Below are 13,887 nucleotides of genomic sequence, written 5' to 3' on the forward strand. Positions count from 1 at the left end.
CGTCACGGCATGCTGGCGGTCGACGAGCTGCACACCATTTACTGGGAAGAAGTCGGCAATCCGGACGGCATCCCGGTGATCTTCCTGCATGGCGGTCCCGGCGCCGGGCTGTCGCCGGCGCACCGCCGCTTCTTCGATCCCGAGCAATACCGCGTGATCCTGTTCGACCAGCGCGGCGCCGGCAAGTCGACGCCGGTGGGCGAGTGCCGCAACAACACCACCCAGCTGCTGATCGAGGACATCGAACGCCTGCGCGTGATGGCCGGCATCGAGCAATGGTTAGTGTTCGGCGGCTCGTGGGGTTCGACGCTGGCGCTGGCCTACGGCGAAGCGCATCCGGAACGCTGCCTCGGCTTCGTGCTGCGCGGCATCTTCCTGTGCACGCAACAGGAAATCGACTGGTTCCTCGACGGCGCCCAGTGGTTCCATCCTGAAATCCACGCCGAATTCATCGCGCCGATTCCCGAAGCCGAACGCGGCAACCTGCTGCAAGCCTACGTGCAGCGCATCATGAGTGACGACCCGGCCGTGCACTGGCCGGCGGTGCGCGCCTGGAGCCGCTTCGAAGGCCGTCGCGTGTTCCTGCTGCCGCAGCCGGACGACGCGCCGTCCGATGCGCTGGACCTGGGCATCGGACGCCTGGAATCGCACTACATGGCCAACCTCGGCTTCTTCAGCGACGACCAGCTGGTGCGCAACGTCAGCCGCATCGCCCACCTGCCGGTGGCGATCGTGCAGGGCCGCTACGACGTGATCTGCCCGCCGGTGTCGGCCTGGCGGCTGCATCAGGCCTGGCCCGGCTCGGTGCTGCACATGATCCCGGACGCCGGCCATGCCGCCATGGAAAAAGGCATTGCCCAGGCGCTGGTCACCGCCACCGAACAGTTCAAGCGCAAGCGCGCGTTCGCCTGAAATCAGCCCGCTGGAGACGCGGGCTGCTACACTGTAGACTAATCAATAAGAATAAATTGTATGGCCATCATGAATATCCAGACCGGGGACATTGGTCACATCATCCAGCTGGCGATTGCGCCGGTATTCCTACTGTCGGGCGTGTGCACCAACCTGATCGTGCTCACCAACCGGCTGGCGCGCATCATCGACCGCTCGCGCGTGCTGGAAGACCGGCTCGACGTCGCCTACAGCGATCCCTATCTGAATGAACTGGATGTGCTGTACGGCCGTTCGCACCTGATCAACATGTCGATCTTCCTGTCGACCGCGTGCGGGCTGTTTGTGTGCGTCATCGTCGCCATGCTGTTCCTCGGCGATATCACCAACCTCAGCCTCGACAAGTACATCGCCGGCACCTTTGTGGTGGCCGTGGTGTGCCTGGTCGGCAGCTTCGTTTCGCTGCTGCGCGAAATCTTTATTGCGTCGGCGTGGATGCGATCCCAGCGCCACATCCGCCGCAAGCGTTAAACTTTTTTTGTGAGAACATCATGCACGACTATCAACGCCCGCCCACCCTGTACCGCTACGGCGTGCGCGAAGACCTGGAACTGGCATTGACCCAGGGCCAGTTCATCCTCCGTCCCGCCTCCAACTGCCTGACGCTGAGTTTTTCCCAGGTCTGGGACAGCAAACTGTTCGAACTGTTCTCGTCGGACGCCTGCCTGATCGTCCACAACACCGAAGAATTCGGCGAACGCCTGCACCGCGCGGTGCAGCGCGCCTTGCCTAGCTGGGCCGGGATTGACGGCGCCGTCGAATACGGCACGCGCGCGGCGCTGGGCGCGGCCTTCACCAAGACCGCCGCCGAGGCGCAGGAGCAGGAGTGGCAGTTCGCCTGGCGCGCGATGCAGGCGCAACTGAGCCTGAATCCGGTGCTGATCAAGATCGGCAGCCTGGAAAACTTCGCCGAACTGCGTTCGCAGGACACCTACCTCGCTTAAGCAGCGAGCGCTCAAGGCTGCGGGATCGCTTCGACTTTCGGCGCGTCGCGGCGGTCCAGGCGCGCCAGCACGGCGTTCATCATGCGTTCGATGTCGTTGCGGACCATTTTGGAGCCGAGCAGGCTGGGGACGTAGAAGTTCGGCAGCAGCTTGCCGTGATAGACGATTTTGGTGCCGCCGGTTTCCGGCACCGGCACCAGCTCCCAGCGCGATTCATAGTGCTTCATGTCGCCGGAGATCAGCGAAATGTCGATCGACGACATCGGCTGTTCGACCGCGCGCACAATCAGGTGGATGGTGCGGCTCATGAATAGGAAGCGCGCCACGCCGAATTGCTCGATGATCACCTCACCGCCATTGCGCGACAACACCTTGGACGATTCCATGTCCGGCACGAATTCCGCCATGCGGTCGTAGCCGGTGAGGATGCGCCATACCTTGGGCAGTGGCGCGGCCACCGTGCCGGTGGCGTCCACTTCATACATATGTTGGCCGTCATGGTCGACGCGGTTGACCGATACTTCCAGTTTTGGCAATTCAAGCTTTGGTGCTTGCGCCATCACCGGGGCGGTCACACCCAACAACAAAAACACAAGGAATCGCATCATGCGTCCAGCGTACGGTAAAGGGTGGCAGAATACAAGCGCAGCACGCACGGACTTTTTAGTAGCCCAGGTCTAGAGAATTCGGATTTAATGCGGGCATTATGAAAACGACACCATACCCCCACCTGCTGGCGCCTCTCGATCTTGGTCACACGACGCTGCGCAACCGCGTCGTGATGGGATCGATGCATACCGGTCTCGAAGACCGCTTCTACAACTACGGCAAACTGGCCGCATTCTATCGTGAACGCGCGCGTGGAGGCGTCGGTCTGATCGTCACCGGCGGCATCTCTCCCAACCGGTCCGGCTGGCTGCTGCCGTTTGGCGGCACGCTCAACTTCAAGGGCGATGTGATCAACCACCGGCGCGTGACCAAGGCGGTGCACGAGGAGGGCGGCAAGATCTTGATGCAGATTTTGCATGCCGGCCGCTATGGCTATCAGCCGCTGGTGGTGTCGGCCTCCGACAAGAAATCGCCGATCTCGCCGTTCAAGCCGCGCGCGCTGACCGAGGCCGGCATCGAGGACACCATCCGCGATTACGCCCGCTGCGCCAAGTTGGCGCGCGAGGCCGGCTACGACGGCGTCGAGGTGATGGGCAGCGAAGGCTATCTGCTGAACCAGTTCCTGTGCGCGCGCACCAACCTGCGCACCGACCGCTGGGGCGGCAGCATCGAGAGCCGCATGCGGCTGTCGGTGGAAATCGTCAAGCGCATCCGCGCGGAAGTCGGCAATGACTTCATCATCATGTACCGCCATTCGCTGCTGGACTTGGTCGAAGGCGGAAATACCTGGGACGATGTGGTGGCGGTGGCCAAGGCGTTGCAGCAGGCCGGCGTGTCGATCCTGAACACCGGCTACGGCTGGCACGAAGCGCGCGTGCCGACCATCGTCACCTCGGTGCCGCGCGGTGCCTTCGCCAGCCTGGCGGGCCGCCTGCGGCTGGAGGTGACGATTCCGGTGGTGGCCTCCAACCGCATCAACATGCCGGCCGAGGCGGAAGGCATTCTGCAGCGCGGCGAGGCGGACATGATTTCCATGGCGCGTCCGTTCCTGGCCGACTCGCATTTCGTGGTGAAAGCCGCCGAGGGCCGCGTCGACGAAATCAACACCTGCATCGGCTGCAACCAGGCCTGCCTGGATCACACCTTCTCACGCAAGCGCGCCAGCTGTCTGGTCAATCCGCGCGCCTGTCACGAGACGGAACTGGTGTACGCGCCGGCCGCGAAGAAGCGCCGCGTGGCGGTGGTGGGCGCCGGGCCGGCCGGCATGTCGGCGGCCACGGTGGCGGCGCAATGCGGGCACGATGTGACCTTGTTCGATGGCGCCGACAGCATCGGCGGCCAGTTCAAGATCGCCATGCAGGTGCCGGGCAAGGAAGAATTTGCCGAGACCATCCGCTACTTCGGGCGCCAGATCGAGGTCACCGGCGTCAAGCTGCAACTGAACACGCGCGTCACGCGCGAGCAACTGCTGGCCGGCGGCTATGACGACGTGATCGTCGCCACCGGCATCAAGGTGCGCATGCCGCCGATAGCCGGCATCGATCATCCGAAGGTGCTGTCCTACCTGGACGTGTTGCGCGACAAGGCGCCGGTGGGCAAGCGCGTGGCGATCATCGGCGCCGGCGGCATCGGTTTCGATATGGGCGAATATCTGCTGCACGATCCTAAATATCCGCTGCCGCTGGCGCTGGATGTCTGGGCCAGGGAGTGGGGCGTCAGCATGAAGGGCGATACGCCGGGCGGCCTGGTGCCGGTGGCGCAGCCGGAGCCGGTGCGCCAGCTGTATCTGTTGCAGCGCAAGACCTCGCGCCTGGGCGCTGGCCTGGGCAAGACGTCGGGCTGGGTGCACCGTGCGGTGCTGGCGCGCAATGGCGTGGTGATGCTGGGCGGCGTGCAGTATGACCGCATCGACGACCAGGGGCTGCACATCACGGTGGGCGGCGAGCAGCGCCTGCTGTCGGTGGATAACGTGGTGATCTGCGCCGGTCAGGACAGCCTGGTGGAGCTGATGCCGAGCGCGGAAGAAGCCAAGGCCAACGCGTCATGGCCGCGCTTCCACAAAATCGGCGGCGCCGCGCTGGCGGCGGAACTGGACGCCAAGCGCGCCATCAAGGAAGGCGCCGAGCTGGCTGCGGCGCTGTAGCAGCGCACAGCTAGCAGGTGATCTCGGCGCTGCGCTTGGCCAGGTACTTCAGCACCGCGTGCGTCTTGCTCAGGCGATCGATCGCCTCGTTCATCTGCAGTATATAGCTGTTGAAGGACGAGGCTTTCGGCACCGCGATCACCGCCGGTTCGGCGTTGACCGGGCGCGCCGTCACTGCCCATTTGCTGGTGCCGGGGAACAGGCAATTCAGGCGCGCTTCCAGCTGCTGCGGGGTGCGGTTGTTATCGACCAGAACCGCATCCACGCGGCCGTTGTCGAGCATCTTGAAGCGGCTCGCGAGCGTGATGGCGTTTTCCTCGACAGTAAAAGTCTTGCCGCGCTGGGCCTCGAACTCGGGGCCGAACTGGGCGCCGCTGGTAATCGAGATCACCTTGCCGCGCAAGTCTTCCCAGCTGCGGAAATCGATCGGCCGCTGCGCCGTCGTCACCAGCCACTGGTTGACCTCATACAGCGGCTTGGTGAAGCTGAAGAAGGGGAGGCGTTCCGGCGTTTCGGCGGCGCCGAACAGCAGGCCTTCGCCTTTCTTCGCCTTCATCTGCGCGCGGCGCCACGGATAGGGATGCACCACCAGCTTCAGTCCCGATTCAGCCGCCAGCAGATCGATCAGACCGCGCATGGTCAGCATGCCTGCGGACGGCTGGCCGTTCGGTTCCAGCTGCTCGGGGATGAAGACCGGGATCTCCGGCCGTTCATCGGACTGGGTGGCCGATTGGGCTGGCGTCACCGCACTCAGGACGGTGCACACCAACAAGGCAAATACAGTTTTTTTCATCAGTGCGCGTGGTCGGTTTTCTTGAGCGTGTCTATCACGTAAGTGGTCATGCCCTTGGCCAGTTCCTGCTCGCCCATGAAGATTTCGCCGGCGCGTTCGCTGCGCAGCAGGTCGGCCTCGGCGTCGTTATGGGTGCGCACCACAGTCTTGATGCCGGGGTTGAGCGCGCGCGCGGTTTCGATCATGGCGCGCACGTGGAAGGTATCCGGCGTGGCGATTACCAGCATCGCCGCATGGGCGATGTGAGCCTGGATCAGCACCGCCGGCTCACCGGCATTGCCGGCCACCGCCGGCGTGCCTTCCTTGCGCAGCTGGTCGACCACTTCGCGGTTCTGCTCCGCCACCACGTAAGGGATGCCTTGCTCCTTCAGCGAGGCGGCAATGCGGCGGCCTACGCGGCCGTAACCGACCAGTACCACCTGGTTGCGCAGGTGCTCGTGCGGCACGTTCATCGGCAGCTCGGCCAGCGGGTCGGCGGTGCGGTCGAATTTGGCGGCCAGGCCGTGGTCCCTGCTCAACCAGCGCTGCAGCGGCTGGGTGATGCGGAACACCACCGGGTTCAGGGCGATCGAAATGATGGCGCCGGCCAGGATCAGGCTCTGACCCTCCACCGGCATCAGTTTCAGCGACACGCCCAGCGCGGCCAGGATAAAGGAGAACTCGCCAATCTGCGCCAGGCTGGCCGACACCATCAGTGCTGTCTTGGCCGGATAACGCAGCAGCAGCACCAGCAGGAAGGCCGCCACCGATTTGCCGACGATGATGATGGCCACCACCGCCAGCAGCTTGAGCGGCTGCTCGGTCAGGATCGAGGGTTCAAACAGCATGCCGACCGAAACGAAGAACAGCACCGCGAACGCGTCGCGCAGCGGCAGCGATTCCTCGGCGGCGCGGTGCGCCAGCGCCGATTCACGCAGCACCATGCCGGCGAAGAAGGAGCCCAGCGCGAACGACACGCCGAAATAGTGGGTCGAGGCGTAGGCGATGCCGACGGCGGCAGCGATCACGCACAGCGTGAACAGCTCGCGCGAGCCGGTGCGCGCCACTTGCCACAGTATCCACGGGAACAGTTTGCGGCCCACCACCAGCATCAGCACGATGAAGGCGGCGACCTGGCCGAGGGTGATGGCCAGCGTGGTCCACAGGTTGCCGTCGGCGGCGCCATGGCCGGCGTCGGGCACTTCGCCGCCGAGCGAGCCGGCCAGCGCCGGCAGCAACACCAGCACCAATACGGTGACCAGGTCTTCCACCACCAGCCAGCCGACCGCGATGCGGCCGTTGAAGCTATCGAGAATGCCGCGTTCTTCCAGCGCGCGCAGCAGCACCACCGTGCTGGCCACGGACAGCGCCAGGCCGAATACCAGGCCGCCGCCGATGGTCCAGCCCCAGAAGTGGGCCAGCCCCATGCCAAGCGCGGTGGCGACGGCGATCTGCAGCACGGCGCCGGGCAGCGCCACCTTGCGCACGTCCCACAGGTCGTCGAGCGAGAAGTGCAGGCCGACGCCGAACATCATCAGCATCACGCCGATTTCGGCCAGCTGGCCGGCCAGGGCGGCATCCGCCACGTAGCCCGGCGTGGCCGGACCAATGATAATGCCCGCAGCGAGATAACCCACCAGCGCCGGCAGCTTGAGGCGCGTTGCAATGTAACCGAACAGGAGACCAGCTCCCAGAGCGGCGGCGATCGTGGTAATCAGACTGATATTGTGGGGCATGCGTGCGGGGTTCCTTCAATAAAGGTAAGGGAAACCCTGAGGTTATCATACTCGCCCTGCCAGAACCTTAAGCTTGCCTTTTACGCCAGGGCCGCCGGCTGCATGCGGAGGCTGACGCCGAAGCGGTTGTAGGCGTTCATCAGCGCCACGGCGACGGTGATGTCGGCCAGCTCCTGTTCGCTCAGCACTTTGAGCGCCTGCTGGTAGTCGGCGTCCGGCACCTTGGTCTGCTCGACGCGGGTGACGGTTTCGGCCCAGGCCAGCGCCGCTTGTTCCTTGTCGCTGAACAGGGCGGCCGCTTCGTCCCACACCGGCACCAGTGCAATCTTGTCGCTCTTCACGCCTTGCTTGAGCAGGTCGCGGGTGTGCATGTCGATGCAGTAGGCGCAGCCGTTGATCAGCGAAATGCGCAGGTAGACCAGTTCCAGCAGCTCGGCCGGCAACGCCGACTTTACATACTCGTGGACGGCGCCGAAGCCTTTGTACGCTTCCGGGGCGAATTTGAATACTTCCAGACGTTTGCTCATGATGACTTCCTCTCAATGATGAATGACGATGGAGTCATTGTGCGCGTCCATGGACTATTCAAAAAGAGCCATGAATGGTCATTTGGATTAGGCCATGAGCTTCAAGATGCGGCGCCCCAGCTCCTTCGCCCGCGCCGGCGTATCGACGTTGGTAAAGGCCAGCAGCAGCGCCGAGGCGCTGTGTGGCAGCACGCCGCGCTGCGACAGCGCCAGGGCCGACATGCCCTGTTCCAGCATGCGCGCCGCCAGCGCGCGGTCGGTGTGGCGACCCTTCATGCGCAGCACCAGGTGCATGCCGCCGGGCTGCGGGTCAACCTGCATATGCTTACCCAGCACCGCCGTCAGGCCGTCGGCGGTAAGCTGGCGGCGCTCCGCATACAGGCGCCGCATGCGCTGGATGTGGCGGGCGAAGTGGCCTTCGTGCATGAAGTCGGCCACGATGGCCTGCATCAGCGCCGGACCGCCGGCGGCGAAGGTGCGGGTGATGTGTTCGAAACGCTCCACCTGCGCCGGCGGCACCACCAGGTAGGCCAGCCGGATCGCCGGGAACAGCACTTTGCTGAAGGTGCCGGAGTACAGCACGCGGCCGTCGCGGTCCAGGCTTTTCAGCGCCGGCAGCGGCCGGCCGACATAGCGGTATTCGCCGTCATAGTCATCCTCGACGATCCAGGCGCCGGCCCGCGCGGCCCAGTCCAGCAGCGCCAGACGGCGCGGCAGCGACAGCGACACGCATAGCGGACTTTGATGCGCCGGCGTGACGATGGCGGCCCTGGCGCGCGGTGCGCGGGCCACGCCGTGCGCCACCATCAGGCCTTCCGCGTCGACCGGCACCGGCACCGGCGTCAGGCCAGCGTCGCGCAGCAGGTCGCTGGTGGGCGGATAGCCGGGGTCTTCGACCCAGACGTCATCGCCGGGCTGCAACAGCGCGCGCGTGACCAGCTCCATACTGTTGCGGTAGCCGTTGGTGATGAACACCTGCGACGGCGTACAGTCGATGCCGCGCGACAGCTTCAGATAGGTGGCGATGGCGGTGCGCAGTGCGGGCAGGCCGGCCCATGGCGGATAGATCATGTCCTCCTGGCGTGTGGCGCGCACCGCGCGCGCGGCCAGCCGCGCCCACACCTTGCGCGGGAAAGCGTCCAGCGCCGGGATTCCCATCTGGAACGGCCTGGTGGAGGAAGCGGCTTCGCCCAGGTTGCTGTGCGGCGGCGCGGAGGAGGGCGCGGGCACAGGCGCCGCAGGCGCATGGCGCGCCAGCGCGGTCGTGACCACGGTGCCGGCCTGGCCGCGCGCCTCCACATAGCCTTCCGCCGTCAGCAGGCCGTAAGCCGATTCCACCGTACCGCGCGCCAGGCCCAGCTCCAGCGCCAGTGCGCGCGCGGCGGGGATGCGGGCGCCGGGCTGCAGCAGGCCTTCCACGATCGCGTTGCGAAAGCGGGTGTATATTTGGCGGTACAGCGGTTCCGCGGCGCTGGTGTCCAGCTGCAGGAAATCCATGGTCTACTCCGTATGTCGTTTCATGGCTCTGTGGATTATGCCATCGCCGGACTACGATGGCGTCTTTGAAAGGACATGCCATGAAAATCGTCGAGACGGAACAAGAGCTGCGCGCCTGCTATCCAGTGATGCAGGCGTTGCGCCCGCACCTGCAATCGGAGGACGCGTTTGTGGCGCAGATCCTGCGCCAGCGCGAGCAGGGCTACCGCATCCTGGCGGTCTGGGAAGGCGGGGAAGTGGTGGCGCTGGCCGGCTATCGGCTGCAGGAGAACACGGTGTACGGCCGCTTTTTGTATGTGGATGACCTGATCACGGCGGAGCGGCACCGCAGCCGCCGCTGGGGCGCGCTGCTGCTGGGCCAACTGACGGCGTTTGCCGAGCAGGCGCACTGCGCCCGGCTGGTGCTGGATACGGGATTGACCAATGTGCTGGCACAGCGCTTCTACTTCCGCGAAGGCCTGCTGCCTGGTGCGCTACGTTTTGCGAAGGTGTTTGCATGAGGACGATATTGCATATCAGCGCCAGTGCGCGCCGCGAGGAATCGGCCAGCTACCGCCTGTCGCAGCAGGTGATCGCGCAATTGCGGGACGATCACCCGGATGTACGACTGGTGTCGCGCGATTTGTACGCCGAACCGTTGCCGCATATCGACAGCCTGTACGCCAGCACACTGGCGCGGCTGCCGGGTGGCGTGCCGCATGCGCAGGGCTTGTCGTCGCTGGCGTGGTCGGATCTGCTGATCGAAGAATTGAGGACGGCGGACGCGGTGGTGATCGCCACGCCGATGCACAACTTCACGGTGCCGTCGGTGCTGAAAGCGTGGCTGGATCACGTGGTGCGCATCGGCGTCACCTTCAACGCCACGCCCGAAGGCAAGATCGGCACGCTGGCCGACCGCCCGGTCTACATCGCCGTCAGCTCAGGCGGCCCGCGCAGCGGCGAACGCGCGCGCCAGCCGGACTTTCTCGAACCCTATCTGCGCGCCATCCTCACCACCATCGGCCTGAAAGACCTGCACTTCGTTTAGAGGCGCTTGACTACCACGCAGCCGATCGAATAGCCAGCACCGAACGAGCAGATGACGCCCAGCTCGCCTTTCGCCATGTCGTCGGAGTGTTTGTGGAAGGCGATGATCGAGCCGGCCGACGAGGTGTTGGCGTATTCGTCCAGAATCACCGGTGCTTCGCCCGGCTCGGCGTCGCGGCCCAGCACCAGGCGGCTGATCAGCAGGTTCATGTTCAGGTTGGCCTGATGCAGCCAGAAGCGCTTGACCTGCGGCACTTCCAGGCCGGCGTGGGCGACGGTGTCCTTGATCATCTCGGCCGCCATCGGGCAGACGTCCTTGAACACCTTGCGGCCCTGCTGGCGGAACAGCTTGTCCGGCTGGCCGATACCGGCTTCGTCGAAGCGGTTGAGGAAGCCGAAGTTGTTGCGGATGTTGTTGGAGAAGCTGGTCTTCAGCTTGGTATCCAGGATTTCCCAGCGGTGCGTACCCTTGGCCGTGTCGGCCGCTTCGATCACCATCGCCGTGCAGGCGTCGCCGAAGATGAAGTGGCTGTCGCGGTCGCGCCAGTTCAGGTGGCCCGAGGTGATTTCCGGATTCAGCACCAGCACCGCGCGCGCCTGGCCGCTCTGCACCGCCGCCACCGCCTGCTGGATGCCGAAAGTGGCCGACGAGCAGGCCACGTTCATATCGAAGCCGTAGCCGTCGATGCCCAGCGCGCCTTGCACTTCGACCGCCATGGCCGGGTAGCCGCGCTGCATATTCGAGCAGGCCACCAGCACCATGTCGATGTCGGCGGCAGTGCGGCCGGCGCGGTCCAGCGCCTGGTTGGCGGCGGCGACGCAGATTTCCGCCTGCAGCGACAGTTCCTCGTCGGCGCGCTCGGGGATGTGCGAGACCATGCGCTTTGGATCGAGGATGCCGGCTTTTTCCATTACATAGCGGGCCTTGATGCCGGAGGCTTTCTCGATGAAGGCCACGCTGGACGGTTCCAGCGCCGTCACCGTGCCGTCCGCAATCGCGGCGGCGTTGTCGGCATTGAACTGTTCGACGTAGGTGTTGAAGCAGATCACCAGCTCTTCGTTGCTGATCGACTGCGCTGGCGTGAAGAGGCCGGTACCGCTGATGACGGCTTGTTTCATGATTAAACTTTCAAATTAAGCAATGGCAGATGCCAATAATGAGGCAAATTCTACCTGAACCCTAAACGAAAGGGTCAGACCCCGTACGGGGTCTGACCCTGGCCGCAGCGATGTGCGGGGTAAGGCTTATTTTTTGGCGGCGGCGCTGTCCACCGACACCACGGTGGTGCCCTGCTTGGCCAGCTGGACCGGCAAGCCCTTCAGATGATTCAGCGCCTGCTGCAACTGGAAGTCGTCGCCGCTGCCGTATTCCAGCGGCTTGCGTTTCTTCTCCAGCGCCACGATGCGCAGCTGTTCTTCCAGCTCGTCGCGCTTGCCCTTGGCGCCTTCGGCTTCCTTGTCGTTGACCAGGTGCTTGTCGAGGTCGGCTTCGCGGGTGCGCAGCGCGTTGAGGCCGTCGCCGTCGGCGTTTTCATCCACCGCCACGTCCGGCGTGATGCCCTTGGCCTGGATCGAGCGGCCGTTTGGCGTGTAATAGCGCGCCGTGGTGAGCTTGACCGCCGTGTCCGCCGTCAGCTGGCGGATGGTCTGCACCGAGCCCTTGCCGAAGGTCTGCGAACCGATGATGTCGGCCCGTTTGTAATCCTGCAAGGCGCCGGCGACGATTTCCGAGGCCGAGGCCGAGCCGGTGTTCACCAGCACCACCATTGGCACTTTTTTCAGCGCGGCCGGCAGCTTGGCCAGCGCGTCGTTTTCGCCGCGCAGTTCGTAGTATTCGGGACGGCCGTAGAAAATCTGTTTCTGATCCGGCAACTGGCCGTTGGTCGACACAATCGGCGAATCCTTCGGCAGGAAGGCGGCGGCGACGCCGATCGCGCCTTGCAGCACGCCGCCCGGATCATTGCGCAGGTCCAGCACCAGGCCCTTGATGTTGGGGTCCTGTTTATACAGTTCGAGGATCTTGGCGGCCATGTCGTCCACGGTCGGCTCCTGGAACTGCGAGATGCGCACCCAGGCATAGCCCGGCTCGACCAGCTTGCCCTTGACGCTCTTCTGGTGGATTTCCTCGCGCGTGATGTTGAACACCAGCGGCTCGGCCTCATCCTTGCGCAGGATGGTCATGCTGACCTTGCTGCCCGGCTCGCCGCGCATCTTCTTGACCGACTCGTCCAGCGACATGCCCTTGACCTGCATATTGTCGAGACGGCTGATCAGGTCGCCCGGCTTGATGCCGGCGCGCCAGGCCGGGGAATCCTCGATCGGCGCGACGATCTTGATATAGCCATCTTCGCTCTGGCCGATTTCGATGCCGAGACCGACGAACTTGCCCTGCGATCCTTCCCGCAGTTCGGCATAGGCTTTCTTGTCCAGGTAGGCGGAGTGCGGGTCGAGCGAGGCCACCATGCCGGAGATGGCTTCGGTCAGCAGCTTCTTGTCTTCGACCGGCTCGACGTAGTCGGACTTGATCAGGCCGAACACATCGGCCAGCTGGCGCAGCTCTTCCAGCGGCAATGGCGGGTCCACCGGCTTTTGCGCCATGGCGGAAAATTGCAGCGAAATGGCGACGCCGGCGACTACGCCCAGGCCGACCAGACCGGAATTCTTTAATTTCTTGCCCATGTTTCACCTGTCCTGAATCGCCGCGGCGAATTTGCGGCGGCTGAATTGAGTATAAACCTGATTCCGAGCAAACGTCGTAGCCGTCACGAAATGATTTATACCTTTACGGCGTTTTACAACGCTCCTGGTTGACTTTGAAAGCGCATTTACGGGGGCTTGGCGAAGGGTCATGTTGACACTTTTGTGTACAGTGTATCCCCAGCGTTGACGACAGTAAGTAATTGTAAGAACCCCTGAAACACCCAATTTCGCGGCCTAAACTTGGCTCGTATTTCTCTCTACCCTGCAGTGGTTTTTCGCCAGCGCCCCAAGCGCTGGCTTTTTTTTATCTACGGAGCCTCCATGCGATTTCTATCACGTCCATCCTCATCCGTTGTGCGCCGCCTCGGTGCCGCGCTGGCCTTGTCGGCCCTGTTGTCGCCGGCGTTTGCGTTGCCGGTGATGGAGATGCGCGCCGAGGATTACCTGCCGATGGCAGCCGAACTGAAGAAATCGCTGAGCCTGAATACCAATCAGCAAACATTGTGGTCGCAGACCGAATCCAAGACCCGCAACCTGCTGCGCGAGCGCAAGGCCCGCCGCGAGCGCCTGCAAGCCGCCACGCTGGCCGCGGCACAGGGCGCCAATGTCGAGCTGCGCGATGTGGCGAAAGCCATCGACGATGAAACCAATCTGAGCACCGCCGAAGAGAAACAGCTGCGCGAATGGTGGCTGACGGTCAATGATGCCTTGTCGGAAAGCCAGCGTCAGGCGGTGGTGCAGATGCTGAGCGAACAATTGCAGCGCGTGCCGGACAGCGGCAGCGCGCCGCGTCCGGAGCGCAAGGAAGAGGGCGGCGAACACCGCGGAGGCAAGGGCGGTGGCCGTGGCGGCATGGGCGGCGGTGGCGTCGGTGTCGGCGCCGGCGGCCTCAACGTCAACCTGCCGGGCAGCGGCGGCTAAAGAGGGCTGTAAGGGATACCCTTAGAAAAAGTGTTGTTGCTACTGTATCGTAAAGTAAAAA

14 protein-coding genes are annotated in these 13,887 nt (G+C 64.1%); 7 read left to right on the plus strand and 7 right to left on the minus strand.

Annotated elements, in window-relative coordinates; genetic code table 11:
* The first annotated feature begins 9 nt into the window (after window positions 1-9).
* The 3 genes from pip to HH213_RS11870 all read left to right on the plus strand — a co-directional run bounded on the left by pip (window position 10) and on the right by HH213_RS11870 (window position 1,895).
* Window positions 10-912 carry a prolyl aminopeptidase gene (gene pip / locus HH213_RS11860; RefSeq protein WP_169112376.1) on the plus strand — a complete coding sequence of 301 codons (903 nt, stop codon included), beginning with the start codon at window positions 10-12 and terminating at the stop codon, window positions 910-912.
* Window positions 913-981: 69 nt separating this feature from the next.
* Complete coding sequence (locus HH213_RS11865; RefSeq protein ID WP_110846669.1) at window positions 982-1,422, plus strand: DUF2721 domain-containing protein; 441 nt, start codon at window positions 982-984, stop codon at window positions 1,420-1,422.
* A gap of 20 nt (window positions 1,423-1,442) precedes the next feature.
* Window positions 1,443-1,895 (plus strand): hypothetical protein, encoded by a 453-nt coding sequence (locus HH213_RS11870; protein ID WP_110846155.1) that lies wholly within the window; start codon window positions 1,443-1,445, stop codon window positions 1,893-1,895.
* An 11-nt stretch (window positions 1,896-1,906) separates the two neighbouring features.
* Here the strand turns inward: HH213_RS11870 and HH213_RS11875 are convergent, their stop codons facing one another.
* On the minus strand, window positions 1,907-2,503 hold the full coding sequence (locus tag HH213_RS11875; RefSeq protein WP_229263405.1) for an SRPBCC family protein: 597 nt from the start codon (window positions 2,501-2,503) through the stop codon (window positions 1,907-1,909).
* 98 nt (window positions 2,504-2,601) lie between these two features.
* On the opposite strand from HH213_RS11875, the gene HH213_RS11880 reads away from it, so the two are divergent.
* Window positions 2,602-4,647 carry an NADPH-dependent 2,4-dienoyl-CoA reductase gene (locus HH213_RS11880; protein WP_169112377.1) on the plus strand — a complete coding sequence of 682 codons (2,046 nt, stop codon included), beginning with the start codon at window positions 2,602-2,604 and terminating at the stop codon, window positions 4,645-4,647.
* Window positions 4,648-4,657: 10 nt separating this feature from the next.
* Here HH213_RS11880 and HH213_RS11885 read toward each other — a convergent pair whose 3' ends face one another.
* The 4 genes from HH213_RS11885 to pdxR form a co-directional block, all read right to left on the minus strand.
* The gene (locus HH213_RS11885; RefSeq protein WP_169112378.1) at window positions 4,658-5,440 is read right to left on the minus strand and encodes a substrate-binding periplasmic protein; all 783 of its coding nucleotides are present in this window, start codon (window positions 5,438-5,440) and stop codon (window positions 4,658-4,660) included.
* Window positions 5,440-7,155: a cation:proton antiporter domain-containing protein gene (locus tag HH213_RS11890; RefSeq protein ID WP_169112379.1), complete on the minus strand. Its 1,716-nt coding sequence runs from the start codon at window positions 7,153-7,155 to the stop codon at window positions 5,440-5,442. The genes HH213_RS11885 and HH213_RS11890 overlap by 1 nt, the downstream gene beginning before the upstream one ends.
* Before the next feature lie 80 nt (window positions 7,156-7,235).
* Window positions 7,236-7,682 (minus strand): carboxymuconolactone decarboxylase family protein, encoded by a 447-nt coding sequence (locus tag HH213_RS11895; protein WP_110846159.1) that lies wholly within the window; start codon window positions 7,680-7,682, stop codon window positions 7,236-7,238.
* An 87-nt stretch (window positions 7,683-7,769) separates the two neighbouring features.
* A complete protein-coding gene (gene pdxR / locus HH213_RS11900) occupies window positions 7,770-9,179 on the minus strand; it encodes a MocR-like pyridoxine biosynthesis transcription factor PdxR (protein WP_169112380.1) in 1,410 nt (469 codons plus the stop codon).
* Between the two features lie 80 nt (window positions 9,180-9,259).
* Here pdxR and HH213_RS11905 point away from each other — a divergent pair, with 80 nt between their 5' ends.
* Window positions 9,260-9,679 carry a GNAT family N-acetyltransferase gene (locus HH213_RS11905; RefSeq protein WP_110846161.1) on the plus strand — a complete coding sequence of 140 codons (420 nt, stop codon included), beginning with the start codon at window positions 9,260-9,262 and terminating at the stop codon, window positions 9,677-9,679.
* Window positions 9,676-10,206, plus strand: coding sequence for an FMN-dependent NADH-azoreductase (locus HH213_RS11910; protein ID WP_169112381.1), 531 nt, complete (start codon window positions 9,676-9,678; stop codon window positions 10,204-10,206). Before HH213_RS11905 ends, HH213_RS11910 begins: the two co-directional genes overlap by 4 nt.
* Here the strand turns inward: HH213_RS11910 and HH213_RS11915 are convergent.
* Both HH213_RS11915 and HH213_RS11920 read right to left on the minus strand, forming a co-directional pair.
* Window positions 10,203-11,324, minus strand: coding sequence for a beta-ketoacyl-ACP synthase III (locus HH213_RS11915; protein WP_110846163.1), 1,122 nt, complete (start codon window positions 11,322-11,324; stop codon window positions 10,203-10,205). The genes HH213_RS11910 and HH213_RS11915 overlap by 4 nt on opposite strands.
* 126 nt (window positions 11,325-11,450) lie before the next feature.
* The gene (locus HH213_RS11920; protein ID WP_161055049.1) at window positions 11,451-12,884 is read right to left on the minus strand and encodes a S41 family peptidase; all 1,434 of its coding nucleotides are present in this window, start codon (window positions 12,882-12,884) and stop codon (window positions 11,451-11,453) included.
* A gap of 342 nt (window positions 12,885-13,226) precedes the next feature.
* Here HH213_RS11920 and HH213_RS11925 point away from each other — a divergent pair, with 342 nt between their 5' ends.
* A complete protein-coding gene (locus tag HH213_RS11925) occupies window positions 13,227-13,826 on the plus strand; it encodes a hypothetical protein (RefSeq protein ID WP_110846165.1) in 600 nt (199 codons plus the stop codon).
* Window positions 13,827-13,887: the final 61 nt, after the last annotated feature.

This window comes from Duganella dendranthematis, from assembly GCF_012849375.1.
In the GTDB taxonomy this organism is placed as follows: domain Bacteria; phylum Pseudomonadota; class Gammaproteobacteria; order Burkholderiales; family Burkholderiaceae_D; genus Rugamonas; species Rugamonas dendranthematis.